The 26,974-nt window shown below is 72.3% G+C and carries 22 protein-coding genes; 20 read left to right on the top strand and 2 right to left on the bottom strand.

What is annotated here, in order from left to right; all coding sequences use genetic code 11:
* The first annotated feature begins 100 nt into the window (after positions 1-100).
* Entirely contained in the window at positions 101-883 is a 783-nt protein-coding gene (locus A3Q37_RS18920) for an AraC family transcriptional regulator (RefSeq protein ID WP_065486092.1), read from the top strand.
* On the opposite strand, the gene A3Q37_RS18925 is transcribed toward A3Q37_RS18920, so the two are convergent.
* Positions 873-1,970, bottom strand: coding sequence for a MerR family transcriptional regulator (locus A3Q37_RS18925; protein ID WP_065486096.1), 1,098 nt, complete (start codon positions 1,968-1,970; stop codon positions 873-875). The genes A3Q37_RS18920 and A3Q37_RS18925 overlap by 11 nt on opposite strands.
* Before the next feature lie 286 nt (positions 1,971-2,256).
* On the opposite strand from A3Q37_RS18925, the gene A3Q37_RS18930 reads away from it, so the two are divergent.
* The 12 genes from A3Q37_RS18930 to A3Q37_RS18985 all read left to right on the top strand — a co-directional run bounded on the left by A3Q37_RS18930 (position 2,257) and on the right by A3Q37_RS18985 (position 18,179).
* Positions 2,257-3,291, top strand: coding sequence for an iron-siderophore ABC transporter substrate-binding protein (locus A3Q37_RS18930; protein ID WP_065486097.1), 1,035 nt, complete (start codon positions 2,257-2,259; stop codon positions 3,289-3,291).
* A complete protein-coding gene (locus A3Q37_RS18935; RefSeq protein ID WP_065486102.1) occupies positions 3,288-4,331 on the top strand; it encodes an iron ABC transporter permease in 1,044 nt (347 codons plus the stop codon). Before A3Q37_RS18930 ends, A3Q37_RS18935 begins: the two co-directional genes overlap by 4 nt.
* Complete coding sequence (locus A3Q37_RS18940; protein WP_065486105.1) at positions 4,328-5,380, top strand: iron chelate uptake ABC transporter family permease subunit; 1,053 nt, start codon at positions 4,328-4,330, stop codon at positions 5,378-5,380. The genes A3Q37_RS18935 and A3Q37_RS18940 overlap by 4 nt, the downstream gene beginning before the upstream one ends.
* Entirely contained in the window at positions 5,377-6,216 is an 840-nt protein-coding gene (locus A3Q37_RS18945) for an ABC transporter ATP-binding protein (RefSeq protein WP_065486107.1), read from the top strand. Before A3Q37_RS18940 ends, A3Q37_RS18945 begins: the two co-directional genes overlap by 4 nt.
* A gap of 132 nt (positions 6,217-6,348) precedes the next feature.
* Positions 6,349-7,584: a cytochrome P450 gene (locus tag A3Q37_RS18950; RefSeq protein ID WP_176711455.1), complete on the top strand. Its 1,236-nt coding sequence runs from the start codon at positions 6,349-6,351 to the stop codon at positions 7,582-7,584.
* 19 nt (positions 7,585-7,603) lie between these two features.
* Positions 7,604-8,737, top strand: a complete 1,134-nt coding sequence (locus tag A3Q37_RS18955; RefSeq protein WP_255311859.1) for a type III polyketide synthase — start codon at positions 7,604-7,606, stop codon at positions 8,735-8,737.
* 99 nt (positions 8,738-8,836) lie between these two features.
* Positions 8,837-10,027, top strand: coding sequence for a S8 family peptidase (locus A3Q37_RS18960; RefSeq protein ID WP_065486113.1), 1,191 nt, complete (start codon positions 8,837-8,839; stop codon positions 10,025-10,027).
* A 215-nt stretch (positions 10,028-10,242) separates the two neighbouring features.
* The gene (locus tag A3Q37_RS18965) at positions 10,243-14,532 is read left to right on the top strand and encodes a discoidin domain-containing protein (protein ID WP_065486115.1); all 4,290 of its coding nucleotides are present in this window, start codon (positions 10,243-10,245) and stop codon (positions 14,530-14,532) included.
* A gap of 139 nt (positions 14,533-14,671) precedes the next feature.
* Positions 14,672-15,679 (top strand): LacI family DNA-binding transcriptional regulator, encoded by a 1,008-nt coding sequence (locus A3Q37_RS18970; protein WP_065486119.1) that lies wholly within the window; start codon positions 14,672-14,674, stop codon positions 15,677-15,679.
* 80 nt (positions 15,680-15,759) lie between these two features.
* Complete coding sequence (locus A3Q37_RS18975) at positions 15,760-16,077, top strand: cupin (protein WP_065486280.1); 318 nt, start codon at positions 15,760-15,762, stop codon at positions 16,075-16,077.
* A 138-nt stretch (positions 16,078-16,215) separates the two neighbouring features.
* Positions 16,216-17,193, top strand: a complete 978-nt coding sequence (locus A3Q37_RS18980; RefSeq protein ID WP_065486120.1) for a YihY/virulence factor BrkB family protein — start codon at positions 16,216-16,218, stop codon at positions 17,191-17,193.
* A 113-nt stretch (positions 17,194-17,306) separates the two neighbouring features.
* On the top strand, positions 17,307-18,179 hold the full coding sequence (locus tag A3Q37_RS18985; RefSeq protein WP_065486285.1) for an ABC transporter substrate-binding protein: 873 nt from the start codon (positions 17,307-17,309) through the stop codon (positions 18,177-18,179).
* Between the two features lie 38 nt (positions 18,180-18,217).
* Here A3Q37_RS18985 and A3Q37_RS18990 read toward each other — a convergent pair whose 3' ends face one another.
* Complete coding sequence (locus A3Q37_RS18990) at positions 18,218-18,643, bottom strand: nuclear transport factor 2 family protein (RefSeq protein WP_065486121.1); 426 nt, start codon at positions 18,641-18,643, stop codon at positions 18,218-18,220.
* 150 nt (positions 18,644-18,793) lie between these two features.
* On the opposite strand from A3Q37_RS18990, the gene A3Q37_RS18995 reads away from it, so the two are divergent.
* The 7 genes from A3Q37_RS18995 (at position 18,794) to A3Q37_RS19025 (ending at position 26,955) form a co-directional block, all read left to right on the top strand.
* Positions 18,794-19,363, top strand: coding sequence for a PadR family transcriptional regulator (locus tag A3Q37_RS18995; RefSeq protein WP_065486122.1), 570 nt, complete (start codon positions 18,794-18,796; stop codon positions 19,361-19,363).
* Between the two features lie 80 nt (positions 19,364-19,443).
* Positions 19,444-20,052, top strand: a complete 609-nt coding sequence (locus tag A3Q37_RS19000) for a helix-turn-helix domain-containing protein (RefSeq protein ID WP_065486123.1) — start codon at positions 19,444-19,446, stop codon at positions 20,050-20,052.
* Complete coding sequence (locus tag A3Q37_RS19005; protein WP_065486125.1) at positions 20,049-21,479, top strand: MFS transporter permease; 1,431 nt, start codon at positions 20,049-20,051, stop codon at positions 21,477-21,479. Before A3Q37_RS19000 ends, A3Q37_RS19005 begins: the two co-directional genes overlap by 4 nt.
* On the top strand, positions 21,463-22,395 hold the full coding sequence (locus A3Q37_RS19010; RefSeq protein WP_065486127.1) for a carbohydrate kinase: 933 nt from the start codon (positions 21,463-21,465) through the stop codon (positions 22,393-22,395). Before A3Q37_RS19005 ends, A3Q37_RS19010 begins: the two co-directional genes overlap by 17 nt.
* 118 nt (positions 22,396-22,513) lie before the next feature.
* Positions 22,514-23,629, top strand: a complete 1,116-nt coding sequence (locus A3Q37_RS19015) for a beta-ketoacyl-ACP synthase 3 (RefSeq protein WP_065486132.1) — start codon at positions 22,514-22,516, stop codon at positions 23,627-23,629.
* Complete coding sequence (locus tag A3Q37_RS19020) at positions 23,613-24,869, top strand: beta-ketoacyl synthase (RefSeq protein ID WP_065486134.1); 1,257 nt, start codon at positions 23,613-23,615, stop codon at positions 24,867-24,869. Before A3Q37_RS19015 ends, A3Q37_RS19020 begins: the two co-directional genes overlap by 17 nt.
* Positions 24,870-24,942: 73 nt before the next feature.
* A complete protein-coding gene (locus tag A3Q37_RS19025; RefSeq protein ID WP_176711456.1) occupies positions 24,943-26,955 on the top strand; it encodes an acyl-CoA dehydrogenase in 2,013 nt (670 codons plus the stop codon).
* Positions 26,956-26,974: the final 19 nt, after the last annotated feature.

Genomic DNA, 26,974 nt, shown 5'->3' on the forward strand with positions numbered 1-26,974 from the left:
CGCCCCCTCCCGGGCATGATCCCGACGGAAAGGCCTACCCTGGGCGGATGTGCCACCCGTCCGCCGCGAGCCGTTCCCGTACCGTTCAGGGCCGCCTCCCATGACCAGGGAGACCCGCTCGCTTCCCGCGCTCACGCCCGGCTCGGTGGAGACGCCGTTCGTCATCCAGGACTACGGCGAGGTCGTCTCCCACGACACGCACTGGGACGAGCACTCCCACCCCTTCCACGAACTGCTCTGGAACGAGCGCGGCGCCTCCACGGCGGTGGTCGGTGAACGCGTCTGGACCATCACCCCCACGCTCGGCCTCTGGATGCCCGCCGGCACCCTGCACGCCGGCGCGGCGAGCGCCGGTACCTGGCTCCGCGCCGGCTTCTTCGGCTTCCGCACCACCGCGTCGATCTCCGACATCCCGGTCGCCGTCGAGATCACCCCGCTGCTGCGCCTGCTGCTGGAACGGCTCGGCGAACCCGGCCTCGCTCCCTCCTCCCGGGCCGCGACCGAGACCCTGGTGCTCGACGTGCTCACCCCGTCGCCCCGCGAGCTGCTCGTCCGGATCCCGGTCTCCGACCTGCTGCGCCCGATCGCCGACGCGGTGCGCGAGGACCCCGCCGACCAGCGGACGCTGACCGACTGGGCGACCGCCCTCGGCGTCAGCACCCGTACGATCGCCCGCGCGTTCACCGCCGAGACGGACATGAGCTTCGTCCGCTGGGTCGCGGCGGTCCGCGCCCAGCACGCGATCGGCCTGCTGGCCCGCGGATGGGACGTGGAGAGCGTGGCCGAACAGGTCGGCTACCGCTCCGCGAGCGCCTTCGGCGCGGCCTTCCGGCGGACCACCGGGCTGACCCCGGGGACGTTCCGGCCCGAGGTCACGCCGTGAGCAGGCGGAGGCCGAGATCCGCCGCGTCGAGGCCGGCGAGGTCGCCGTTGCGTTCGGCCCACCGGCCCGAAGCGAGGTCCTCGCCGAGGCTGCGCACCGCACGCCCCTCCGCCTCCGGCCCGACCCTCGTCCACACCGACATCGCACGGCGCACCCGCTCCTCCGGATACGCCCCCGGCCGCCGCCAGTACGCCTCGAACAGGCCGTCGGCGCAGTCCCACGGGACGGGCACCGGCTCGGCGCGGGCGCCGATCGCATCGGCCATGCCGGCGAGCGAGGGGAGATCCGCGAGGACGCAGGTGAACTCGGGCAGGTAGTCGCGGGTGAGCCAGAACCGGTCCTGCCATCCCGGCTCGTCTGTGTCGAAGGTGAGCACCACGACGCGGCGGGCCACACGCCGCATCTCGCGCAGCCCCGCGATCGGGTCACCCCAGTGGTGAATGGTGGAGACGGCCATCGCGATGTCGAAGGAACGGTCCGCGAACGGCAGGGACTCCGCGGCGGCGTCGACGTACGCCGCAGCGCCGGGAGGCCGCTGCCCCCGCATGACCGCCGACGGTTCCACCGCGGTCACCCGGCGGTCGGCGGGCTCGTAGGAGCCGGTGCCGGCCCCGACGTTCAGCACCGTCCGCGCGTCCCCGAGCGCGTCCCAGATCTGCGCGGCTGTCCGGGGATCGGTACGCCGGGTCGCGGTGTAGGCGTCGCCGATCGCGTCGTACAGCCGTGCACCGAGCATGGTCAGTTGCTCCTCCGGTGTCACATCGAGCCCCTTCGCCCGTGTCCTGAGTTCCCTGTCGATGGCCGTCACCATCGCGTCGGCGCGATCACGGCGCTCCAGCAGCAGGCCGCGCAGCCGGTGAAGGTGCGCGACCGCGTCGGCCGACGGGTCGTCGACCAGCTCCGCGATCTCCCGCAGTCCGAAGCCCAGCCGCCGACAGGCCAGCACCTGACGCAGCCGTTCCACATCGCCCGCCGCATAGGCCCGGTACCCGGCCGCGGTCCGCGCGGACGGCCGGACCAGCCCGATCCCGTCGTAGTGATGCAGCGTGCGGACGCTCACGCCGGCCAGTTCGGCCACGCGTCCCACGGTCCAGTGTTTTCCCACGGCACCGACTGTGCGGCCTGACGCCACGTGAGGGGTCAAGAGCCTCATGTACCGCCGCCCCGACGCCCCGCCGATGGCGGATGTCCTTATCGCTACAGCACCTGTCTCGATCAGTTGATTGCGACACCCGCACCTCCTCTCATAAGGTGCGAAGGCAAGCCTTACCTAAGCCGCTCTGCCTCCGCAGTGCACCCCTCCACGACGGCGGCCCATGCCCGGACGTGCGGGAAGCGGCACCCCGACCCTCCGGAAAGCCGGGTACACACCCATGTCCTCACACCGCCTTCGCCTGCTCGTCGTGGCGGCCGCCCTCGTGGGCGTCTCCGCCTGCGGCGGGACCTCCGACACCGGGAACAAGGCCGACGAGAGCCGCTCCGGCGGCGCGTTCCCCCTGACCGTCGAGCACGCCCTGGGCAAGACCACCATCCCCGCCAAGCCCAAGCGCGTCGCGACCGTCAACTGGGCCAACCACGAAGTGCCGCTCGCGCTCGGCGTCGTGCCGGTCGGCATGGCCGCGGCCAACTTCGGCGACGACAACGACGACGGCGTGCTGCCCTGGGTCGAGGAGAAGCTCGACGAGCTCAAGGCCAAGACGCCGGTCCTGTTCGACGAGACGGACGGCATCGACTTCGAGGCCGTCGCCGACACGAAGCCGGACGTCATCCTCGCCGCGTACTCGGGTCTGACCAAGAAGGACTACGAGACCCTCAGCGAGATCGCCCCCGTCGTCGCCTACCCCGACGCCCCCTGGGCGACGCCGTGGCGCGAGATCATCCGGACGAACAGCAAGGCGATCGGGCTGGCCGACGAGGGCGAGAAGCTGATCAAGAAGCTCGACGGCGACATAGCCAAGACCGCCGCCAAGTACCCGCAGCTCAAGGGCAAGTCGGCGATGTTCATGACGCACGTCGACCCCAACGACGTCAGCGAGGTCGGCTTCTACACCACGCACGACACCCGTACGCAGTTCTTCCAGGACCTCGGGATGAAGATCCCCGGCTCCATCGCGAAGGCGTCCGAGGGGACGGACAAGTTCGCCCTCACCAAGAGCGCCGAGCAGATCGACGCCTTCGACGACGTCGACATCATCACCGGCTACGGCGACGACACCGGTGAGCTGCTGAAGACCATCACCAAGGACCCGCTGCTCTCGAAGATCCCCGCCGTCGGGCGCGGCTCCACCTACCTCCTGCCCGGCAGCAGCCCACTGGCCACCGCCGCCAACCCGACGCCGCTGTCGATCGGTTACGTGCTGGACGACTACGCCGCCGCCCTCGCCAAGGCCGCGGACAAGGTCAAGTGACCACGCTCGACACCCGCACCCCGCCGAACGCCGTCACCACCAGGCGCCCGGCGGGCGTGCGCCTGCTGTGGGTGCTGCTCTCCGTGCTCGCTCTCGCCGCCGTCATGGTCGCCTCCGTCGCCTTCGGCTCCCGCGACGTGCCGTGGTCCGACGTCGTCGCGGCGTTCGGCGGCGCGGACGACACCCTGGGGCAGGCGGCCGCGACCAAGCGCATCCCCCGTACGGTCCTCGCCGTCGTCATCGGCGCGGCCCTCGGCCTCGCGGGCGGCGTCATGCAGGGCGTGACCCGTAACCCGCTCGCCGACCCGGGCATCCTCGGCGTCAACATGGGGGCCTCCCTCGCCGTCGTCACGGCCGTCGCGTTCTTCGGGCTCACCTCGCCGACCGGCTACATCTGGGTCGCCATCGTGGGCGCGGCCCTGTCCGCCCTGTTCGTCTACACCGTCGGCACACTCGGCAGGGGAGGGGCCACCCCGCTCAAACTGGCGCTCGCCGGGGCCGCCACATCCGCCGCCTTCGCCTCGCTCGTCAGCGCCATCATCCTGCCGCGCAACGACATCGCCGGAAGCTTCAAGCTCTGGCAGATCGGCGGCGTCGGCGGCGCGTCCTTCGAACGCATCGCCCAGGTCGCGCCGTTCCTCGTCGTCGGCTTCACCGTCTGCCTGCTCTCCGCCCGCGCCCTCAACTCCCTCGCCCTGGGAGACGAGCTGGCTGCAGGTCTCGGTGAACGCGTCGCCGTGGCACGGGCGGTGGCCGCCCTCGGAGCCGTCCTGCTGTGCGGAGCGGCCACCGCCGTCGCCGGACCGATCGGCTTCGTCGGCCTGGTCGTCCCGCATACCTGCCGCCTCCTCGTCGGCGTCGACCACCGCTGGCTCCTGCCGCTGTCCACCGTGCTCGGCGGGGTGCTGCTCACCGCCGCCGACGTCGTCGGCCGGATCGTGGCCCGCCCCTCCGAGATCGACGTCGGCATCGTCACGGCCCTGATCGGGGCCCCGTTCTTCATCTACATCGTCCGCCGACAGAAGGTACGTGCCCTGTGAGCGCGCCCGTCCTCACCCGGCCCGCCTCCGTCGAGGCCGCCACCCGCCGCCGCGTCCGGGGCGCTTCGCGCCGCCGCCGGGTCGTCCTGGTGCTGGTCCTCCTCGTGGCCGCCGCGTTCGCCGTGACCCTGATGGCGGGCCGCACCTACTACCCGCCCGGCGACGTGCTCCGGGTGATCCTCGGCGAGCAGGTTCCGGGCGCGTCCTTCACCGTGGGGCGGCTGCGACTGCCCCGCGCGGTCCTCGCCCTGGTCGCCGGATTCAGCTTCGGCCTGGCCGGCGTCACTTTCCAGACGATGCTCCGCAACCCGCTCGCCAGCCCCGACATCATCGGCATCAGCTCCGGGGCGAGCGCGGCCGCGGCCGTCGCCATCGTCACCCTCTCCCTCGGCGAGGTGCAGGTCTCCGCCCTCGCCATCGCCGCCGGACTCGGCGTCGCCCTGCTGGTGTACTCGCTGGCGTTCAAGGGCGGTGTCGCCGGCACCCGGCTCATCCTCATCGGCATCGGGATCTCCGCGATGCTCGACAGCATCACCTCCTACGTCCTGTCCCAGGCCGCCGAATGGGACCTCCAGGAGGCCATGCGCTGGCTGACCGGCAGCCTCAACGGAGCCACCTGGGACCAGGTGCTCCCGGCCCTCGCCGCGGCCGCCGTCCTCACTCCGCTGCTGCTGGGCCAGGCCCGTAACCTCTCCGCGCTCCAGCTCGGCGACGACACCGCCTCCGCCCTCGGCGTACGCGTGGAACGCACCCGGATCACCGTCATCGTCGCCGCCGTCGGGCTGATCGCCTTCGCCACGGCCGCCGCCGGACCCATCGCGTTCGTGGCGTTCCTCTCCGGGCCCATCGCGGCCCGGATCACCGGAGCAGGCGGCTCCCTGCTCGTGCCCGCCGGGCTCGTCGGCTCGCTGCTCGTCCTCGTCGCCGACTTCACCGGCCAGTTCGCCTTCGGCGAGCGCTACCCCGTCGGCGTCGTCACCGGCGTCCTCGGAGCGCCCTACCTCGTCTACCTGATCATCCGCACCAACCGGGCGGGAGGCTCGCTATGACCACGCACCACCGACTCACCGCCGAAGGACTCACCCTCGGCTACGGCGACCGCACCGTCGTCGACTCCCTCGACCTGGACGTACCGCCCGGCCGGATCACCGTCATCGTCGGCGCCAACGCCTGCGGCAAGTCGACCCTCCTGCGCTCCATGTCCCGGCTGCTCGCGCCCAGGGCGGGCCGCGTCGTCCTGGACGGCAAGGAGGTGCACCGGCTGCCCGCCAAGGAACTGGCCCGTACCCTCGGACTGCTGCCCCAGTCGCCCGTCGCCCCCGAGGGCATCACCGTCTCCGACCTCGTCGGCCGCGGCCGCCACCCGCACCAGGGGATCTTCTCCCGCTGGAACGAGAAGGACGACGCCGCCGTGGCCGCCGCCCTGGAGGCCACCCACACCGAACCGCTCGCCGAACGCGCCGTGGACGAACTCTCCGGTGGCCAGCGCCAGCGCGTGTGGATCGCCATGGCCCTCGCCCAACAGACCGATCTGCTGCTCCTCGACGAGCCGACCACCTTCCTCGACGCCAGCCACCAGATCGAGGTCCTGGATCTGCTGACCGACCTCAACCGCTCGCGCGGCACCACCATCGTCATGGTCCTGCACGACCTCAACCTCGCCGCCCGGTACGCCGACCACCTGATCGCCCTCGCCGACGGCGGCCTCCACGCCTCCGGCACCCCGGCCGACGTGCTCACCGAGGAAACCGTCCGGGCCGTGTTCGACCTCGACAGCCGCATCATCGAGGACCCCGTCTCCGGACGGCCCCTGATGCTCCCGATCGGCCGCCACCACGTCCTCGACCGGGCCGAGGCGCTGCCCGCCGGGGAGTCGGCCGGCTGAGCGCCGGGGCGTGCGCCCCTCTGATCGGCTGACTGCTATGTGCCACTGACATGTTTCGGAGAGTGACGGGGCACACAGGGTGAGGTCTGGTGCCGGGTCCCGGTCCGGCGCGCCCATTCCTCGAAGCGGTCATTGGGAGAAACCTCGGTGGAGAACACCTCGGTGCGACACAAGGAAACCGTCCGGAGCTGTCCGTTCGACTACGCGCAGCAGCTCGAGTTCGACCCCCAGCTCAGGCAATTGCTGACCGAGGAGCCGGTGTCCCGTATCCGGATGGCGTACGGCGAGGGCGAAGCCTGGCTCGTCACCCGCTACGAGGACGTCCGGACGGTCACCACCGACCGGCGGTTCAGCCGCAGCGCCGTCCTCGGCCGTGACTTCCCCCGGATGACCCCGGAGCCGATCGTCCAGGCCGGGGCCATCAACCTCATGGACCCGCCCGCCAGCAGCCGGCTCCGCAGCCTCGTCGCCAAGAGCTTCACCCCGCGCCGCGTCGAGCAGATGCGCGGCGGCACCCAGCGCGTCGTCGACCGGCTGCTGGACGAGATGGCCGAGGAGGGCGCACCGGCCGACTTCGTCGCCCGCGTCTCCTCGCCGCTGCCGCTCATCACCATCTGCGAGGCGCTCGACATCCCCGAGGCCGACCGCCCCTGGCTCCGCGCCCACGCCATGACCATGATGAACGTCGGGGCCGCCGGCAAGGAGGACGCCGTACGCGCCAAGGCGGAGCTGCGCGGCTACTTCCAGGAACTGACCGCCGACCGGCGCCGCTCCCCGGGCGACGACCTCATCAGCACGCTCGCCACCGCCCGGGACGGCGCCGAACTCCTGGACGACGACGAACTGGCCGTCATGGCGATGGTCCTGCTCATCACCGGCCAGGACACCACCACCTACCAGCTCGGCAACATCGCCTACACCCTGCTCACCCGCCCCGAACTCCTCCACTCCCTCCAGGCCGAACCGGCGCGGCTGCCCCGCACCCTGGAGGAGCTGCTGCGCCACATCCCCTTCCGCAAGGGCGTCGGCATCCCGCGCATCGCCCTGGAGGACGTGGAGCTCGGCGGCGTCCTCATCAAGGCCGGAGATGTGGTGCACGTGTCCTATCTGACGGCCAACCGGGACGCCGCGAAGTTCGACCGCCCCGACGAGCTGGACCCCGACCGGCCGTCCATCCCCCACATGACGTTCGGCTGGGGCGCGCACCACTGCCTGGGCGCGCCGCTGGCCACCATGGAGCTCGAAGTGGCCTTCTCCACGCTGCTGACCCGCTTCCCGGCCCTGCGTCTGGACGTGCCGCCCGAGGACATCGAGTGGAACACGACGTCCATCTGGCGCTACCCGCTCGCCCTGCCCGTCACCTGGTGACGAGAGCCTCCGCTCCGAGATACGAGGAGAACCCATGGCGACCCTGTGCAGACCCGCCATCGCAGTGCCCGAGCACATCATCACCATGCAGCAGACCCTGGACCTGGCCCGCGAGACCCACGCCGGGCACCCGCAGCGCGACCTGGTCCTGCGGCTCATCCAGAACACCGGCGTCCAGACCCGGCACCTCGTGCAGCCCATCGAGGAGACCCTGAAGCACCCCGGATTCGAGCTCCGCAATCGGGTGTACGAGGCCGAGGCCAAGAGGCGGGTGCCCGACGTCGTCCGGCAGGCCCTCGCCCACGCCGAGACCGACCCGTCCGAGATCGACCTGATCGTCTACGTCTCCTGCACCGGCTTCATGATGCCCTCGCTGACCGCGTGGCTCATCAACACCATGGGCTTCAGGGCCGAGACCCGCCAACTGCCCATCGCCCAGCTCGGCTGCGCGGCGGGTGGCGCGGCCATCAACCGCGCGCACGACTTCTGCCTGGCCTACCCCGAGGCCAACGTCCTCATCGTCTCCTGCGAGTTCTGCTCGCTGTGCTACCAGCCCACCGACATCGGCGTCGGCTCGCTGCTCTCCAACGGGCTCTTCGGGGACGCCCTCTCCGCCGCCGTCGTCCGGGGACAGGGCGGCACCGGGATGCGGCTGGAGCGCAACGGCTCGCACCTGGTGCCCGACACCGAGGACTGGATCTCCTACGCGGTCCGCGACACCGGGTTCCACTTCCTGCTGGACAAGCGGGTCCCCGGCACCATGGAGATGCTCGCCCCGGTCCTCCAGGACCTGGTCGACCTGCACGGCTGGTCCGTCCCGGACATGGACTTCTTCATCGTCCACGCGGGCGGGCCGCGCATCCTGGACGACCTCTGCCACTTCCTGAAGCTGCCGCCGGAGATGTTCCGCTACAGCCGGGCCACCCTCACCGAACGCGGCAACATCGCCAGCTCCGTCGTCTTCGACGCGCTGGCCAGGCTCTTCGACGACGGCGGTGCCGCCGAGTCCGCGCAGGGCCTCATCGCCGGCTTCGGCCCCGGCATCACCGCCGAGACGGCCGTGGGCAGCTGGACCAGCGGCGGCCTCCACCCCTCGGTCGAGGCCGGCCTCGACGAGCTGGAGCTGACCGCTGGCGTTGCGCTGTCCGGTTGAACCGGCTAAGGCGACCGGCGGGCGGGGACGAAGGAACGGATGTTCGCGCTTCGCGGATGCACTCGCTCCGCGAACGGATCCCCATCCCGAGGAGAATGCATGCGCCTGCCCGCCCGATGGGCCACGGCCGCCCTGCTGCTGATCGCCCCGATGATCGCCATCCCCGCCCCGGCCTCCGCCGACAGCGGACCGGAAGGGGTCGAGGTGGAGCAGTCCACCCGGGCCGTACCCGGGCAGTACATCGTCACGCTGGAGCCCGAACTCTCGCCGGACACCGTCCTGCGGGAGCTCGGGCTCAGCCCGATGTTCCGTTACGGGAACGTCCTGCACGGCTTCGCCGCCACGCTCACCGCCGCCGAACTCGAAGCGGTACGCACCGTTCCCGGTGTCCTCGCCGTCGAGGAGAACGCCGAAGTGGCGGTGGAGGCGCCCCGGGCGGGAAGTCTCTTCCGGGCCCCCGCGGCCGGCTGGGGCACCGACCGCATCGACCAGCGCACCCTGCCGCTGGACGACACCTTCACCACCACCGCCACCGGCGACGGAGTGAAGGTGTACGTCGTCGACACCGGGATCGACGCCGCGCACAGCGAGTTCGGCGGCCGGGTCGTGAACGGGTACGACGCCGTCGGCGACGGCCGCCGCGGCATGGACTGCAACGGCCACGGCACCCATGTCGCCGGCACCGCGGGCGGCGCGACCTCCGGCGTCGCCCAGGACGCCTCGCTGGTGAACGTACGCGTCCTGAACTGCGAGGGCCGGGGCACCTGGGCCGGCATCCTCGCCGGGTTCGACTGGGTCGCCAAGGACGCCGAGCGCACCAAGGCCCCCGGTGTGCTGAACGCCTCGCTCGGCGGGGCCCGCTCCAGCGCGGTCGACGCGGCGGTCGAGGCCGTCGCCGACGCGGGCGTGCTGCCCGTCGTGGCCGCCGGGAACGACGACCGGGACGCCTGCGACGTCTCCCCGGCGGCCGCCGACGGCGTGGTCACGGTCGGCGCGAGCGACCGGCAGGACCGGGAGACCTCCTTCAGCAACTGGGGCTCCTGCCTCGCGCTGTACGCCCCCGGGGCCGACATCGTCTCCGCCCGGCTCGGCGGCGGCACCGTCTCGCTGAACGGCACCTCCATGGCCAGCCCGCACGTCGCGGGCGTCGCCGCGCTCTACAAGGAGGAGAACCCCTCGGCCTCGCCCGCCGCCGTCGCGCGGTGGCTCGACGACACGGCCACCCCCGGCGTGCTCTCCGGCCTCGGCCAGGGCTCGCCCGACCGGCTGCTGTACACCGGCGGCCTCTGACGATCCGTCCGACGGCCTGTCCGGCCCCGAGTGACGGGGCCGGACAGGCCGTCCGGCTGTTGTCGGAACGGTGGACGGTCTCTCATTTCTCTGCAACTCTCTGACGGCACAACGCAAAACAGGCCGCAGCATACGCAGAAATCCGTGTTCCCTGGCTGCGGTCACAGAGCCGCGCCCTCGGCGCGCCCCGCGCCGAGGCCGAAGATCGGGGAGCTATGAGAGCCCAACGCTGGAGATGGCGGGCGATATGCGCCGTCGTCACGACCAGTCTTCTGATGATCGGCATACCGTCGCTCGCCGCCGCGGCGGCCGACGGCCCCAACCTCGCCGCGGGCCGGGCCGCGGCCGCGAGCAGTGCCCACGCCGAGTACGGCGCGGCCAACATCACCGACGGCAACCGGTCGACGTACTGGGAGAGCGCCGGGGGCGGACTGCCCCAGTGGGTCCAGACCGACCTGGGCGCGGGCACCCGCGTCGACGAGGTGAAGCTGACCCTGCCGGCGGGCTGGGAGACCCGCACCCAGACGCTGTCCCTCCAGGGCAGCGCGGACGGCACCAGTTTCGCGACCCTGAAGAACTCCGCGACGTACACCTTCGCCCCGGGAGCCGCGAACGAGGTCACCATCGCGTTCCCGGCCACCCTGACCCGCTTCGTCCGCGTCAACATCACCGCCAACACCGGCTGGCCGGCCGCCCAGCTCTCCGAGCTGGAGGTCCGGGGCGCCGGGGACTCCTCGGCCGATCTCGCCGCGGGCAAGCCCCTCACGGCCAGCAGCAGCAACGGCTCGCAGACCCCGGCCAACGCCAACGACGGCAACCGCGACAGCTACTGGGCGAGCCGCGACGACCAGTTCCCGCAGTGGATCCAGGCGGATCTGGGCGCGTCGCTGGGCGTGGACCGGGTGGTGCTGCGGCTGCCCGACGGCTGGGCGGCACGCAGCCAGACGCTGAAGCTCCAGAGCAGCGCCAACGGCACGGACTTCACCGACCTCACCGCCTCCCAGGCCCACCGCTTCGACGCGGCGGGCGGACAGTCGGCGACGATCAGCTTCGACGCCACGACGGCGCGGTACGTCCGTGTCCTGTTCACCGCCAACACCGGGGCGGAAGCAGCCCAGTTGGCCGAGCTGGAGATCTACGGGCCCACCACCGGCGACACCCGGGCGCCGACCGCGCCGACGGATCTCGCGTTCACCGAGCCCGCCACCGGCCAGATCCGGCTGACCTGGAAGGCGTCGACGGACGACAAGGGCGTCACGGGCTACGACGTCTACGCGAACAACACCCTGCTCACCAGCGTGGGCGGCGACGTCACCACGTACACCGACACCCGCCCGGCCGGAGAGAGCGTCAGCTACTTCGTCCGCGCCAAGGACGCGGCGGGCAACGTCTCCGCGAACAGCAACACCGTCACCCGCGAGGGCGAGACCGGCGACACCCAGGCCCCCACCGCCCCCTCCGCCCTCGCGTTCACCGAACCGTCCAGCGGTTCGGTGAAACTGACCTGGCAGGCGTCCACCGACGACAAGGGCGTGACCGGCTACGACATCTACGCCAACAACGTGCTGCGCGGCAGCGTCGCGGGCGACGTGCTGACGTACACGGACACCCAGCCGGCGTCCACCACGGTCAGCTACTTCGTGCGCGCGAAGGACGCGGCGGGCAACGTCTCCGGCGACAGCAACACCGTCACCCGCAACGGGCAGAGCGGATCCGCGTCCAACCTCGCCGTGAACAAGCCGATCACGGCCTCCTCCGTGGTCCACACCTACGTCGCGGAGAACGCCAACGACAACAACACCTCCACCTACTGGGAGGGCGCGGGCGGCAGTTACCCCAACACGCTCACCGTGCAGCTCGGCTCCAACGCCGACACCGAGAACGTCGTCGTCAAGCTCAACCCCGACAGCAGCTGGGGACCGCGCACCCAGCGCATCGAGGTCCTGGGGCGGGAACAGAGCTCCTCCTCCTTCAACTCCCTCTCCGCCACGAAGGATTACGACTTCAGCCCCGCGTCGGGCAACACGGTGACCATCCCGGTCTCCGCCCGCGTCGCGGACGTCCGGCTGAAGTTCACCGCCAACAGCGGCTCCGGCGCCGGCCAGGTCGCCGAGTTCCAGGTTCTGGGCGCCCCGGCGGCCAACCCCGACCTCCAGGTCACCGGCATCACCGCCGCGCCCGCCGACCCGGTCGAGACGGACGAGATCACCCTGACCGCGACCGTCCGCAACGCCGGAGCGCTCGCCGCCCCGGCGAGCGAGGTCGAGCTCCGGCTCGGCGGCACCAAGGTCGCCACCGCCTCGGTCGGCGCACTGGCGTCGGGCGCCTCCACCGAGGTCAGCGCCTCCATCGGGGCGCGGAACGCGGGCAGTTACGAACTGAGCGCGGTCGCCGATCCGGCGGACGAGGTCATCGAGCAGAACGAGACCAACAACACCTACACCAGCGCCTCCCCGCTCGTCGTGAAGCCGGTCTCCAGCTCCGATCTGGTGGCCGCCGCGGTCACCACCTCGCCGTCGGCCGCCTCCGCCGGTGACACGGTCACCTTCTCCGTCGCCCTCAAGAACCAGGGCACGGTGGCCTCGGCGGGCGGTGCGCACGGCATCACGCTGACCCTCGTCGACAGCAAGGGCGCCACGGTGAAGACCCTCACCGGTGCCCACAACGGGGCCATCGCGGCGGGCGCCACCACGGCACCGGTCTCCCTCGGCACCTGGACCGCCGCCAACGGCTCGTACACCGTACGGACCGTGATCGCGGCCGACGCCAACGAACTCCCGGTCAAACGCGAGAACAACACCTCCACCCAGGCGCTCTTCGTCGGACGCGGCGCCAACATGCCGTACGACATGTACGAGGCGGAGGACGGCACGACCGGCGGCGGCGCCCAGGTCGTCGGCCCGAACCGGACCGTCGGCGACATCGCGGGCGAGGCCTCCGGGCGGAAGGCCGTCACCCTCAACAACACCGGAAACTACGTGGAGTTCACCACCCGGGCCTCGACCAACACCCTGGTCACCAGGTTCTCCATCCCCGATGCCCCGGGCGGCGGCGGCATCGACTCCACCCTGAACGTCTACGTCGACGGCGAATTCCTCAAGGCGATCGACCTCACCTCCAAGTACGCCTGGCTGTACGGGAACGAGACCGCGCCCGGCAACTCCCCGGGCTCCGGCGCGCCCCGGCACATCTACGACGAGGCGAACGTGATGCTGGGCAGGACCGTCCCGGCGGGATCGAAGATCCGGCTCCAGAAGGACAGCGCCAACACCTCCACGTACGCGATCGACTTCATCAACCTGGAGCAGGTCGCCCCGGTCGCCAACCCGGACCCCGCCACGTACACCGTGCCGGCCGGCTTCACCCACCAGGACGTCCAGAACGCCCTGGACAAGGTCCGTATGGACACCACCGGCACCCTGGTGGGCGTCTACCTCCCGGCGGGGGAGTACAGCACGGCGAGCAAGTTCCAGGTGTACGGCAAGGCCGTCAAGGTGGTCGGGGCCGGACCCTGGTACACCCGCTTCAACGCCCCGGCCACGCAGGACAACACCGACGTCGGCTTCCGGGCCGAGGCGAGCGCCAAGGGGTCGTCGTTCGCGAATTTCGCGTACTTCGGCAACTACACGTCACGGATCGACGGACCCGGCAAGGTCTTCGACTTCTCGAACGTGTCGGACATCGTCATCGACAACATCTGGAACGAGCACATGGTGTGCCTCTACTGGGGCGCGAACACCGACGACATCACCATCAAGAACTCCCGTATCCGCAACATGTTCGCCGACGGCATCAACATGACCAACGGGTCCACCGACAACCTCGTGACCAACAACGAGGCGCGGGCCACCGGTGACGACAGCTTCGCGCTCTTCTCGGCGATCGACGCCGGGGGAGCGGACATGAAGAACAACGTCTACGAGAACCTGACCTCGATCCTCACCTGGCGCGCGGCGGGCATCGCCGTCTACGGCGGGTACGACAACACCTTCCGCAACATCCATATCGCCGACACCCTGGTGTACTCCGGGATCACGGTCAGCTCGCTGGACTTCGGCTACCCGATGAACGGATTCGGGACCGAACCGACGACGATCGAGAACGTCTCGATCGTGCGCGCGGGCGGTCACTTCTGGGGAACGCAGACCTTCCCCGGCATCTGGCTGTTCTCGGCGTCCAAGGTGTTCCAGGGCATCCGCATCAACAACGTCGACATCGTCGATCCCACCTACAGCGGGATCATGTTCCAGACGAATTACGTCGGCGGACAGCCCCAGTTCCCGATCAAGGACACCGTGCTCAGCGACATCTCCATCTCGGGGGCGCGCAAGAGCGGTGACGCGTTCGACGCCAAGTCCGGCTTCGGGCTGTGGGCCAACGAGCTGCCGGAGGCCGGACAGGGCCCGGCCGTCGGTGAAGTCACCTTCAACGGACTGAAGTTCAGCGACAACGCCCAGGACGTCAAGAACACGTCGCCCGACTTCACGATCAACATCAACCCGTAAGTCAGGAGGGGAGTGTTGAAGTGATCGCGAAGAGGTGATCGCAAGGGGGTGCTTCCCGATGGCCGGGAAGTGCCCCCACTGCGTGCGTTCCTTGCATGGATAAGTCAATTGTTTGCGTTGCTTGCGCTAGCCTTGCGGCATGACGCGACGACTTGCTCAGGTTGCCAAGAAGGTTGGGGTCAGCGAGGCCACGGTGAGCCGGGTGCTGAACGGCAAGCCCGGGGTGTCCCGGGCCACCCGGCAGTCCGTGCTGACGGCCCTGGACGTCCTCGGCTACGAGCGCCCCACCCAGCTGCGGGGCGAGCGCGCCCGGCTCGTCGGTCTCGTCCTGCCCGAACTACAGAACCCGATCTTCCCCGCCTTCGCCGAGGTGATCGGCGGCGCCCTCGCCCAGCAGGGGCTCACCCCCGTGCTGTGCACCCAGACCAAGGGCGGGGTGTCCGAGGCGGACTATGTGGACCTCCTGCTCCAGCAGCAGGTCTCCGGCGTGGTCTTCGCCGGCGGCCTGTTCGCCCAGGCCGACGAGGCGCACGAGCACTACCACCGGCTCGCCGAGCGCCGGATCCCTGTCGTGCTGATCAACGCCCCCATAGAAGGGCTCGACTTCCCCTGTGTCTCCTGCGACGACGCCGTCGCCATCGAGCGCGCCTGGCGCCATCTGGCCTCCCTCGGCCACGAGCGCATCGGCGTGGTGATGGGCCCCTCCGACCATGTGCCCTCCCGCCGCAAACTCGCCGCGGCCAGGGCCGTCGCGTCGGCCACCGGCGGCGAGCTGACCGAGGCGCACGTCGAACGCTCGATGTTCTCCCTGGAAGGCGGCCAGGCGGCGGCCGCCCGGCTGCTGGAGCGAGGGGTCACCGGCATCATCTGCGCCAGCGACCCCCTGGCGCTCGGCGCCGTCCGCGCGGCCCGCAGGCGCGGTCTCGGCGTGCCGTCCGACATCTCCGTCGTCGGCTACGACGACTCGGCGTTCATGAACTGCACCGAACCCCCGCTCACCACCATCCGCCAGCCCATCGAGGCCATGGGCCGGGCCGCCGTCGAACTGCTCTGCGCGGGCATCCACGGCGGATCGCTCCCGCCGGACGAGCTGCTGTTCGAACCGGAGCTGGTGGTCCGGGGCTCCACCGCGAAAGCGCCCCGCTGAGTCCGGGCCGCCGGTCCATCCGCCGCCGTCGGGGTACGCCAGGATCGCGGGGCGCGTGCGGCTGCGGCACAGTGGGGCACATGGACGACCTCAACGCACTCGCCGAGGAACACCTGACCGCCGCCCGCGCCTCCGCACACGGCCGCAGCGCCCACCTCGTGCTCCAGCAGCCCCCCTTGCGGCAGACGGTGATCGCCCTCACCGGGGGGACCGCGCTCGACGAGCACAACGCGCCGCCCGCCGCCTCGCTCCTCGTCCTGCGCGGCAGCGTCCGCCTCACCGCCGCGTCCGGCGACGCGGAACTGTCCGCCGGCACCCTGCACCCGATCCCGCAGGAACGGCACGGGCTGCTGGCGCTCGGCGACGCCGTGGTCCTGCTCACCGCCGTCAACGACTGACCGGCCGCCGATCGCCGGGGCACCCCCAGGTGTGCTCCGGCCGCGACGTGGCAGGAGAGGATCGAGCGGGGTCGGCGCGTCCGGGAACGGGCAGGTCACCCCGCCCGCCTCGTCCGCCCACGTCCCCGGAGTACCAGCTTGCCCACCCAGACCGCGTCCGCCGCGGACAGCACCGCCCCCGCCGACGGACACGCCGCGCCGCCCCGCTCCTGGCTCACCGCTCTGCGCCGTACCCCGGTCTCGCTGTGGAACGACGACATCACCGACTGGGCCGCCGCCCTGACGTACTACGCCATCCTCGCCCTGCTCCCGGCGCTCCTGGTCACCGTGTCCGTGATCGGCCTGGCCAACCCCGACGCGACCAGCGCCCTGATCGCCGACATCACCGCGTTCGCGCCCGCCGAGTCCGGTGAGGCGCTGCGCAGACCGCTGGAGGCGGCGACCGAGCAGCGCTCCGCCGTCTGGCTGCTCGTCGGGACCGGCTCCGTGAGCGCCGTCTGGTCCGCGTGCAGCTACCTCGCGGTCTTCCGCCGGGCGATGCACGCCATGCACGGCGTCCGGGACAACCGCCCGCCCCTGCGCCAGGCGCACATCATCGTCGTCTCCGCGATCGGCCTGCTCCTCCTCCTGATGACCAGCGCCTTCGCCCTCGTCATGACCGGCCCGCTGGCCCGCTGGCTCGGCCGCCGCATCGGCCTGCCGCACGAGGGGGAGACCCTGTGGGCGGCCCTGAAGTGGCCGCTGCTGCTCTGCCTCGTCGCCTGCCTGATCATGGTCCTCTTCAGCACCGGCCCCCGCTCCGCGCGGGGCGTCCGCCAGGGCCTGCCCGGCGGGATACTCGCCGCGTTCTGCTGGCTCACCGCATCGGCCCTGTTCGCCCTCTACGCGACCCAGGTCGGCAGCTACAGCAGGCTCTACGGATCGCTCGCCGGGCTCGTCGTCTTCCTGATCTGGGTCTGGTTCGCCAACCTCTCGCTGCTGGCCGGAGCCCAGTTCAACGTCGAGCTGCGGCGGCCCGAACCGGAGCGGGGCCCCGGCACGGACGCGAAGGAGACCGGCGCGCCCGGAGGCGGGTCCGGCACGGTCGCGGAGGGGCCCGTCACGGCCGCTGACTGAGGCGGCCGTTTGCTCGCCGGGCGGAGGGGTGTGGCGGCGACGAGCTGGGCAGGTACACGTGTACGAACTCGCACGAGCAGTACGGCAGTCGGCGGCAGAGGGGCGTGTGTGACGTGACGGAACAGAGCGAATGGCGGTTCTCCGACGACCGGGGTCAGCAGTCGACGGCGCCCCGGCCGCCCGGGCGGGTGCTGGCCTACGTCCAGGCCGGGGCGACCCTGTGGGACCTCGGAATCCGGCCGGTGGGGATCTTCGGCTCCGACCACGACGGCCCCGACCCCGACACGGCGAAGACCGGAACCCTGCCGCTGGCCGAGGTCGAGTACGTCGGTGCGGGCAGCGCCCTGGACGTCGAACGGCTGCTGAGTGCCGAGCCGGACCTCGTGGTGGCCGTCAGCTACGGCGGCGGCCATGTCTACGGGCTGGCCCCCGAGACGGCCAAGCCCCTGGAGGAGCGGGTTCCGGTGGTCGTCCTCGACGTCAGCCAGGCCCGTACGTTCGGAGAGATCGGCGACCGGTTCGCCGAACTGGCCCGCTCGCTCGGCGCGACCGAGCGGCCGGACGCGGACCAGGACCTCGACGCAGCCCGGGAGCGGCTGCGCGCGGTCGTCGCCGCCACCTCCGCCGACGCGCCCCGGGTGCTCGCCCTCTCCCCGGCCGGCCCGGACCAGGCGCATGTCGCACGCCCCAAGATGTGGCCCGAGCTGCGCGTCCTCACCGAACTGGGCGTCCGGCTCATCGAGCCTGCCGAAGGCCCGGGAGCCAACTGGTCCACGCAGAGCCGCGCCGACACCTTCGCGCTGCGCCCCGAGGTGATCCTGACCGACATCCGCGCCCACGCCGCGCCCCTGGAAGAGCTGCGGGGGAGCGAGGACGCGTCGGTGCCCGTCGTCCCGTGGAACCCCGAGCCCCTCTACGGGCCCCGCGACCATGCCCGCTTCCTGGGCCTGGTCGCGGACGCCCTGGAGGCGGCGCGGGCGAGCTGAGTCCCGAAGCCCCGGGTTTCGCGGGGCATTCCCGGGTTCTACGGGGCGGGGACGAGGCCGTCGGCGACCAGCCCGGCGAGCACCGCCTCGCCCAGCGCCTGCACGGCGGAGGCCGGGCGGACCATCACGGTGAACTCCTTGATGCGTCCGTCCTCGGCCAGGTGCAGCAGGTCGATGCCGTGGATCTCCTTGCCGGCGACCGTCGCCCGGAAGAGCAGGACCGCCGACGGGGCCTCGGTCCCGTCGGCGCTCGTCCGAGAGGCTCCCACGAACTCGCCGACGTAACGGAAGTCCTCGAAGGTGCGCAGCAGGACGCCGAACAGCCCCAGCACCGCCGGCCGCCCCTCGAACGGGGTGAACTTCACCGGGCTGTAGAGCCGGATGTCCTCGGTGAACAGATCGTCCAGGGCGGCGAGGTCGCGGTTGTCGACGGCGGCGCGGAAGCGGTCCACTGCGGTGGTCATGTTGCCCTCCTTGATGAGGCGCGCCCCTGCTGAGGAGCGCCGCATAGTCATGAAAGTGACTAGTCACTTTCATGACTACCATGAGGGTCGGGGTTCCGGACAGGGGTGGACGGGGATCCGCCCCGGCCCGGCTGAGAGGGAGGCGGTCCGATGGCGTTGCGCCACGCGGTGCTGGCAGCGCTGCTCGACGAGGAGCTCAGCGGCTATCAGGTGACGAAGGCGTTCGCAGCGGGCGTCGCGAACTTCTGGCACGCCCTGCCGCAGCAGGTCTACGCGGAGCTGGCCAGGCTGGAGAAGGAGGGCCTGGTCGCCGGGCGCGAGGTCGTCCAGGAGGGGCGTCCCAACAAGCGGCTGTTCCGCGTCACCGGGGAGGGGCTGGCCGAGCTGGAGAGCTTCGCGTCCGCCGCCGCCAAGCCCGCCTTCCTCCGGGAGGACCTGCTGGTCCAGGTCCAGGCTGCCGACCACCTCGACGTCGACGTACTGACCGAACGGCTCACCGAGCGGTACGCGTTCGCCGAGGCCAAGGCCGCGCTGTTCGAGGAGCAGCTGCGCACGATGCGCGGGGAGCTGGACGAGGCGGAGTTCCTGCGCAGCGGCGCGCGCGTCGGCCCGTATCTCACCTGCCGTCGTGGGCGGGACTTCGAACGCGCCAACCGCGACTGGTGCCGGGACGTGATGGAGGTGCTGCGGGCGCGGCGGGCGGCCCGGGAAGAGGCCTGACGCCCACCCCTCCCAACTTTCCCAAAAAAATTCTGCAAAAATTCTTTGGGAAAGTGCTCCCGCCGTTCTACGCTGCTGCCATGGACAGCGAAGACAGAGGTCGCGTACTCGATCCGGCGCAGGACGGGGCCGCCCTCAAGGCCCTCACCCACCCCCTGCGCCTCACCCTGCTCGGGCTGCTGCGGCAGCACGGCCCGGCCACCGCCAGCGAGCTCGCCGCGAGGACGGGGGAGTCCTCGGCCTCCACCAGCTACCACCTGCGGGTGCTCGCGAAGTACGCGTTCGTCGCCGAGGCCGACCACCGCGACAGCCGGGAACGCCGCTGGAAGTCCGTGCACGACATGACCTCGTGGAGCAACGAGGCGATGCGCCGCACCCCCGGCGGCAGCACGATCCTCAGTGTTCTGCACCGCCGACAGATCGAGCACCTCCAGCAGTCCCTGGACCGCCATGAAGCGGACCTGGACAGCGGCCGGCTGGGCCAGGAGTGGCAGGAGCCGTCGGGCGTCAGCGACTCCATGCCCCGGCTGACCCCCGAATCGCTCGCCGAGCTGTGGGAGGTGTTCCGCGCGAAGACGGCCGAGCTGACCGCCCGCGACGCGGAGGACCCCCGCGCCGAACAGGTCGTGCTGTTCACCGCGGGACTGCCGCTGGCCCCGGAGGCCACGGATGCCGGAGAAGGCTCATGACCGGCGCGCCGGCCCCCGCCGGGGTCTCCCCGGGCCACGGCGGCCTCGATGGCGCGACCGCGCGCCGCCGTTACGTCACGGTCTCCTTCCTCTTCTGGCTCCCCACCGGCATGTCCATCGCGACGGGCGTGCTCCTCTACACCGAACGCGGCATGGGTCTCGCGGCCATCGCCGGCTTCTACGCCGTGCACTCCCTCACGGCCGCCGCGATGGAACTGCCCACCGGCGGCCTCTCCGACGTCATCGGGCGGCGCCCCGTCCTGGCCATCGCCGGGCTGCTCAACCTCACCGCCTTCACCCTCATCGGCCTCGGCGCGGCAGGATGGGCCATCGCGCTCGGCATGGGCCTGATGGGTCTCGCCCGCGCCCTGTCCAGCGGACCCGCCGAGGCCTGGTACGTCGACACCGTCCACGCCCACGCCGGACCCGACGCCGATCTGCGTACGGGCTTGGCGCGCGGCAGCTCCGCCACCTCGGCCGCCCTCGCGCTCGGCACCGTGCTCGGCGGCGGGCTGCCCTGGCTGCTCGGCCTCGCCCCCGGCCTGGGGGAGTGGCTGGCCGACACGACCGGCGGCCTGGTCATCCCGCTCTCCGTGCCCGCCCTGCTCGGTGCGCTGGTCGAAGGCGTCTTCGTGCTCTACGTGCTGAGCGCCCTGCCCGAACCGCCCCGGCCCCGCACTACCCTGCGCCGGGTCGTGGGCGGCGTGCCCGAGGCCATCGCCGCCGGGCTGCGGCTCGGCGCCCGGGATGCCCTGATCCGGCGCATCCTGCTCACCGCGAGCGCCGCCGGCGCCGCGCTCGCGGCGCTCGAACTGCTCACCCCCGGCCGGGCCGCCGCCCTCATGGGAACGGCCGAGTCCGGGGCCCTGGTCTTCGCGGGGCTCGCCTGCGCCGGATACCTTTGCCACGCCCTGGGCGGCCAACTCGCCCCGCTCGTCGCCCGGTTCACCGGCAACAGTGAGCGCGCGGTGCTCACGAGCCTCGGATTCACGGTGCTGGGGCTGACCCTGCTCGGCCTCACCACGCACTCGATGAGCCCACTGGCCACGACCGTCGCCGTTACCGGCTACGGACTCGTCTACCTGGGCCTGGGAGCCGCGGGCCCCAACGAGAACGATCTGCTGCACCGCCGGGTCGACGCCTCCGGCCGCGCCACCGCCCTCTCCGTCCAGTCGCTCTCCCTGCAACTGGTCGCCGCCGGCGCCGGCCTTGGCGCGGGTGCCCTGCCGCCGGGGCCGCTGCCCTGGCTGCTGGCCGCCACGGCCGTACTGGCCGGCGCGCTGCTCTGGGTCCGCAGGGCCGCCCCGGCGAAGACGCCGACCCGCCCTGACACCGCGGCCGGGGGCCCGGTCGCCGCCCCCGTTCCCGCCGGACCGCTCCACGACACCGCACCCGAGGAGATCCGCCCCCATGCTCGACCGACTTGAGCCGCTGGTCATCGGCGAATGCGTCGCCGACATCGTCCGGCAGCCGGCCAAGGCCGACCGGGTCCACCCCGGCGGCAGCCCCGCCAACGTCGCGTACGGGCTGGCCCGGCTCGGCCACGACACCACCCTGCTCACCCAGTTGGGCGCCGACGACCACGGGCGGCTCATCCGGGACCATCTGGCCGCCGCCGGGGTCGAGGTCCGCACCGACGGCGCCATCGGGCCGACCCCCTCGGCCGTGGTCACCCTGGACGGCCAGGGGCATGCCACGTACGCCTTCGACGTCGGCTGGACCCTGGGCCCGGTGGTGCTCGACCGGACCCCGGGGCATGTGCACACCGGCTCGATCGCGGCCGTAGTCGAGCCGGGAGCGGCGACGGTCCTGGCCGCCCTGGAGTCGCTGCGGGCCGCCGCCACCGTCAGCTACGACCCCAACGTGCGGCCCGCGTTGATGGGCGAGCGCACCCGGGCCGTGGACCGCGTCGAGCGCTGCGTCGCGCTCAGCGACGTGGTCAAGGCCAGCGACGAGGACCTGCGGTGGCTGCACCCGGACGAGGAGCCCGAGCGGATCGCCGAACGGTGGCTGGCCGCCGGGCCCGCGCTCGTCCTCGTCACCCGGGGCGAGGCGGGCGCGTTCGCCCTGTTCCCCGGCGGCCGGATCACCATCGACGCCCCGGCGGTCGAGGTCGCCGACACCGTCGGCGCCGGCGACGCCTTCATGTCCGGGACGCTCCACGCTCTCGCCGCGCACGGACTCCTCGGCCCGGACGGCCGGGACCGGCTGCGCGCCGTGGACCGGGACACCGTCGCCGACGTCCTGCGCCACGCGGTCGCCTCCGCCGCCGTGACCGTCGCCCGGGCCGGGGCCAATCCGCCCGGGCCCGACGAGCTCCACGCGGCGCTCGACGTCAACTGACGCCACGTCATGACCCGTTCGGCGCAGTCGAACGCACCCTCGTGAGACGTTCCGCCGTTCGTCAACCCGATGCAGTACGACAACGGGATCGGGGCAACGGGTGGCATCGGGGCGACGGGTGGCGAGGAGACAGGCGGCCGAGCGCGGTACGGAGCCGGGGACGCGGGCGGGCGTCTTAGCGGCCGGGGCGCGCACGGCGGTACTGAAGGGCGTGGCGGGCTGGGTGCCGGGGGAGCCGGTCGGCAACGAACGGCTGCCCGCCGACTGGGGCGTGGACGACGCCTGGGTCCGCCGCCGCACCGGCATCGGCAGCCGGCACCGGGCCGGAGAGGACGTCGCCACCGGCGACCTCGCGTTCGAGGCGGCCTCCCGGCTGCTGCGCCGCGCCCCGGCTGCGGGCGGGGTGGACGCGGTGGTCCTCGCCACCGCCACCCCCGACCACCTCTGCCCCGGCACCGCCCCCGCGCTCGCGGCCCGGCTCGGGCTCGGCACCGTACCGGCGCTGGACATCGCCGCCGTGTGCAGCGGCTTCGTCTATGGACTGGCCGTCTGCCACGGTCTGATCACCTCGGGCCTCTACGGGCGGATCCTGCTCGTCGGGGCCGACGTCTACTCGACCTGGCTCGACCCGGCCGACCGCTCGGCGGGCGTCGTCTTCGGCGACGGGGCGGGCGCCGCGCTGGTGGCGGCCGGGCGCAGCGGCGATCCCGGGGAACTGCTCGCGTTCGACCTGGGCAGCGACGGTACGGGCTACGACCTGATCACCGTCCCCGGCGGCGGGGCCCGCGCGCGGGCGAGCGGCAAACCGGCCGGCCCGGGCGACGGGTTCTTCCGGATGCAGGGCGGCACCGTCTACCAGCACGCCGTGGAGCGGATGACCGGCTCCTGCCGGACGCTCCTGGACCGGGTCGGCTGGGACCCGGCCGACGTCGACCGGTTCGTACCGCACCAGGCCAACGCCCGGATCCTGCGCGCCGTCGCCGAGCGGGTCGGCATCGCGCCGCAGCGCTGCGTGACCCATCTGGAGCGGGTCGGCAACACCGGCGCCGCCTCCATCCCGCTGGCCCTGGCCGACGCGGCGGACGGGGGCCTCCTCCGCGCCGGCGACCGGGTACTGCTCACCGCCTTCGGGGGCGGACTGACCTGGGGTTCGGCGGCACTTCGCTGGCCCGGGACCCCGCAGACCATGTGCATGGACTCTATGGAAGGAACACAGCATGTCGCTCCCCGCTGATCAGGGCACCGAGGCCCGAGCCGGCACCGCCGTGGCGGTGACGGGCATCGGCCTGGTGACACCCGCAGGGGCGGACGAGCACAGCTTCTGGGAGGGGCTGTGCTCCGGGCGGTCCACCGCCCGGCGGATCGAGGAACTCGCGGGCCTGCCGGTCGACTTCGCCTGTCCGGTCGACGGCATCGACCTGGACGCGGCGGTGGGCGGCCGGTCGGTGTGGCGGATGGCCCGGTTCGTGAAGCTGGCGCTGGTCGCCGCCCGGCAGGCCGTCGCCGACGCCGGCCTCGACCCGGCCCGGTGGGACGGCGCCCGGGTCGGCGTGGTGCTCGGCGTGGGCGTCGGCGGCGTCTCCGTACTCGTCGACAACGCGGCCAAGCTGACCGCCTCCGGTCCCGAGGCGGTCTCCCCGCTCCTCGTGCCGATGATGATCCCCAACGCGGCGGCGGGCGAGGTCGCCATCGCGCTGAAGGCGGGCGGCCCGAGCCTCGCCCCCGCCACCGCCTGCGCCTCCGGGGCCACGGCCGTCGCCGTCGCCCGCGATCTGCTGCTCGGCGGCAGCTGCGACGTGGTCGTCGCGGGCGGCGCGGAGTCGGTGCTGACCCCGCTGGTGGTCACCGCGTTCGCCCGGATGGGCGCGCTGTCCACCCGCACCGGCGAACCGGCCGCCGCCTCCCGCCCGTTCGCCGCCGACCGGGACGGCTTCGTCATCGGCGAGGGCGCCGCCATGCTCGTCCTGGAGCGCGAGGAAGGGGTACGCGCCCGGGGCGGCCGGACCCGCGCCCTGCTCACCGGGGCCGGCTCCAGCACCGACGCCCACCACCCCACCGCCCCGGCCCCCGACGGACACGGCGCCCAGCGGGCGGTGCGGGCCGCGCTCGACCAGGCGGGCTGGACACCCGGCGATGTCGATCACATCAACGCCCACGGCACCTCCACCCCCCTCAACGACGCCATGGAGACCACCCTCATCTCCCGGCTCTTCCCGCACCGGCCGCCCGTCACCGCGCCCAAGGGCGTCACCGGGCACACCCTGGCGGCGGCGGGCGCGATCGAGGCGGTGGCCACCGTCCTGACGCTGGAACGTTCCGCCGTACCGCCGATCGCCAACCTGGACGCACTCCCCGACGCCTTCCCCCTCGACTGCGTGACAAAGGAACCCCGGCACCGGCGGATCGAGACGGCGCTCAGCCACTCCTTCGGCTTCGGCGGCCACAACGTCGCACTGGCCTTCCAACGCGCCTGATAAACGGGGGCATTTCGGGACGGCGGGGGTGTCCTCGCCGTTCCTTGATCGTTACTGTGTTGTGACCGTAACCATGAATGACGCGGCTTCGCCGTCCACGAACGATCTGCTCACCGCGGTGCTCTTCGGGCCGAACTTCCGCCAGGAGCACGGATTCTGGCGCCGCATGCTGACAACAGAACCGTTTCGCCGCCCCGGTGGCGGCACCCCCGACGAACGGCTCGCCCTCTCCTACCACCGGCTGCGCATCCTCAACAACGCGCTCGACAGCGGCGCCCGTCTGGCCGCCGACCCCCGGGCACTGGCCGCCCTCCACGAATGGCTCGGCCCCGTCGACCCGGCGCTGACCACCGTGGCGGGCATCCACTACAACCTCTTCCTCGGTAGCCTCCTCGACCACGACGCCGACACCCGGCGCGACCTGTCGGACTTCCTCGCCCTGCGGCGCGTCGGCACCTTCCTCTGTACGGAGGTGGCGCACGGCAACGACGCGGCGGCCATCGAGACGACCGCGACGTACGACCGCGAACGCGACGGCTTCGTCCTGCACACCCCGCACGCCGGGGCGCAGAAGTTCATGCCCAACACCAGCCCCGCCGGCGGTCCCAAGTCCGGTGTGGTGGCGGCCCGGCTGCTCGCCGACGGCGCCGACCACGGGGTCTTCCTCTTCCTCGCGCCGCTCACCGACGCCCACCGCGCCCTGCCCGGCGTCCGGGTGCGGCGGCTGCCCGCCCGGATGGGCTCCCCGGTCGACCACTGCCTCACCTCCTTCGACCGCTGCTTCGTCCCACGCGAGGCACTGCTCGCCGGACAGCACGGGCGGATCGGCGACGACGGCCGGTTCCACAGCGAAGTCCCCAACCGCAGAAGGCGGTTCCTCGCCTCCATCGGCCGGGTCACCCCCGGCAAGCTCTCCATGAGCGCCTGCGCGGTCGGCTCCGCCCGGGTCACCCTGGCCATCGCCGTCCGGTACGCCGGCCACCGGATGATCTCCGGATCGCGCGCCGCCCGGCGGATCCCCGTGTACGCGCACCGCACCCACCACGGCCCGCTGGCCGGAGCGATGGCCACCGTGTACGCGATGAGCCTGCTGCACCGCAGGGCCCTGGACGGCTGGGAGTCGGCCTCCGCGGCCGACCGGGACGAGGCCGAACGCCTGGTCGCCGTCGCCAAGGGGTGGATCACCTGGCAGGCCCGTGACGTCATCGTCGAGTGCCGCGAACGGTGCGGAGCCCAGGGGCTGCTGGAGAACAACGGGATGACCGAACTGGTCACCGGCATCGAGGGCGCGATCACCGCCGAGGGCGACAACCTCGCCGTGCACGCCAAGGCCGCCGCCGAAATGCTCTTCAGCGCCACCGACCGGGACCCGGCCGAGGAGGACGGCCCCGGCGACCTGGACGACCCCGCCTTCCTCGGCCGGCTCTGCGCGGCCGTCGAGGACCTCTGGTTCACCCGCGCCCGGACGCGGATGAGCGCCGCCCCGCCCGGCGACCCGCTCGGCCGCTGGAACGCCGCGTCGTCGGCCGCGCTGCGCGGCGTCGAGGCGTACGCCTACCGCCAGGCGGACGAAGCGTACGCCGAGGCCGTCGCCACCCTGCCCGAAGGCGAGGCGCGCGACCGGCTGACCGAGCTGCGCAGGCTCTTCGCGCTCCGGTGGATCGCCCGCAACAGCGGTGACCTGCTCGCCACCGGACGGCTGACCGCCGATCAGGTCACCTCTCTGCCCGACGCGGTGGAGGAGGCGACCGCGGTCGTGGCCGAACACACCCCCGCCCTGGTGGCGACCTTCGCGCTGCCCGAGCGCCTGATGTCGGACTGGCCGATCGCCGGACCCCGCTACGCCGACGTCTACGACGACCCCGAGGGGGCCTGGCACCGGAGCCGCAGGGCGGGAATCCGGGGCCGCGCGGCGGAATTCCGGCGGCCCGTCTGCGGCAGCCGGAGGCGCCCGCTGCGCGAGAAGGTCGCCGCGCTCGGCACCCGCGGGGTCCTGCTGGCGTACTGGGGAACCACGTCGGTGCTCTCCCGATGGTTCGAGAAGCCGCAGGTGAGCGTAGATGAATCGGTTCGCCGGAAGGCGTAACCGGAAGATCGTCTTCCAG

It is taken from the genome of Streptomyces sp. PTY087I2, assembly GCF_001687325.1.
In the GTDB taxonomy this organism is placed as follows: domain Bacteria; phylum Actinomycetota; class Actinomycetes; order Streptomycetales; family Streptomycetaceae; genus Streptomyces.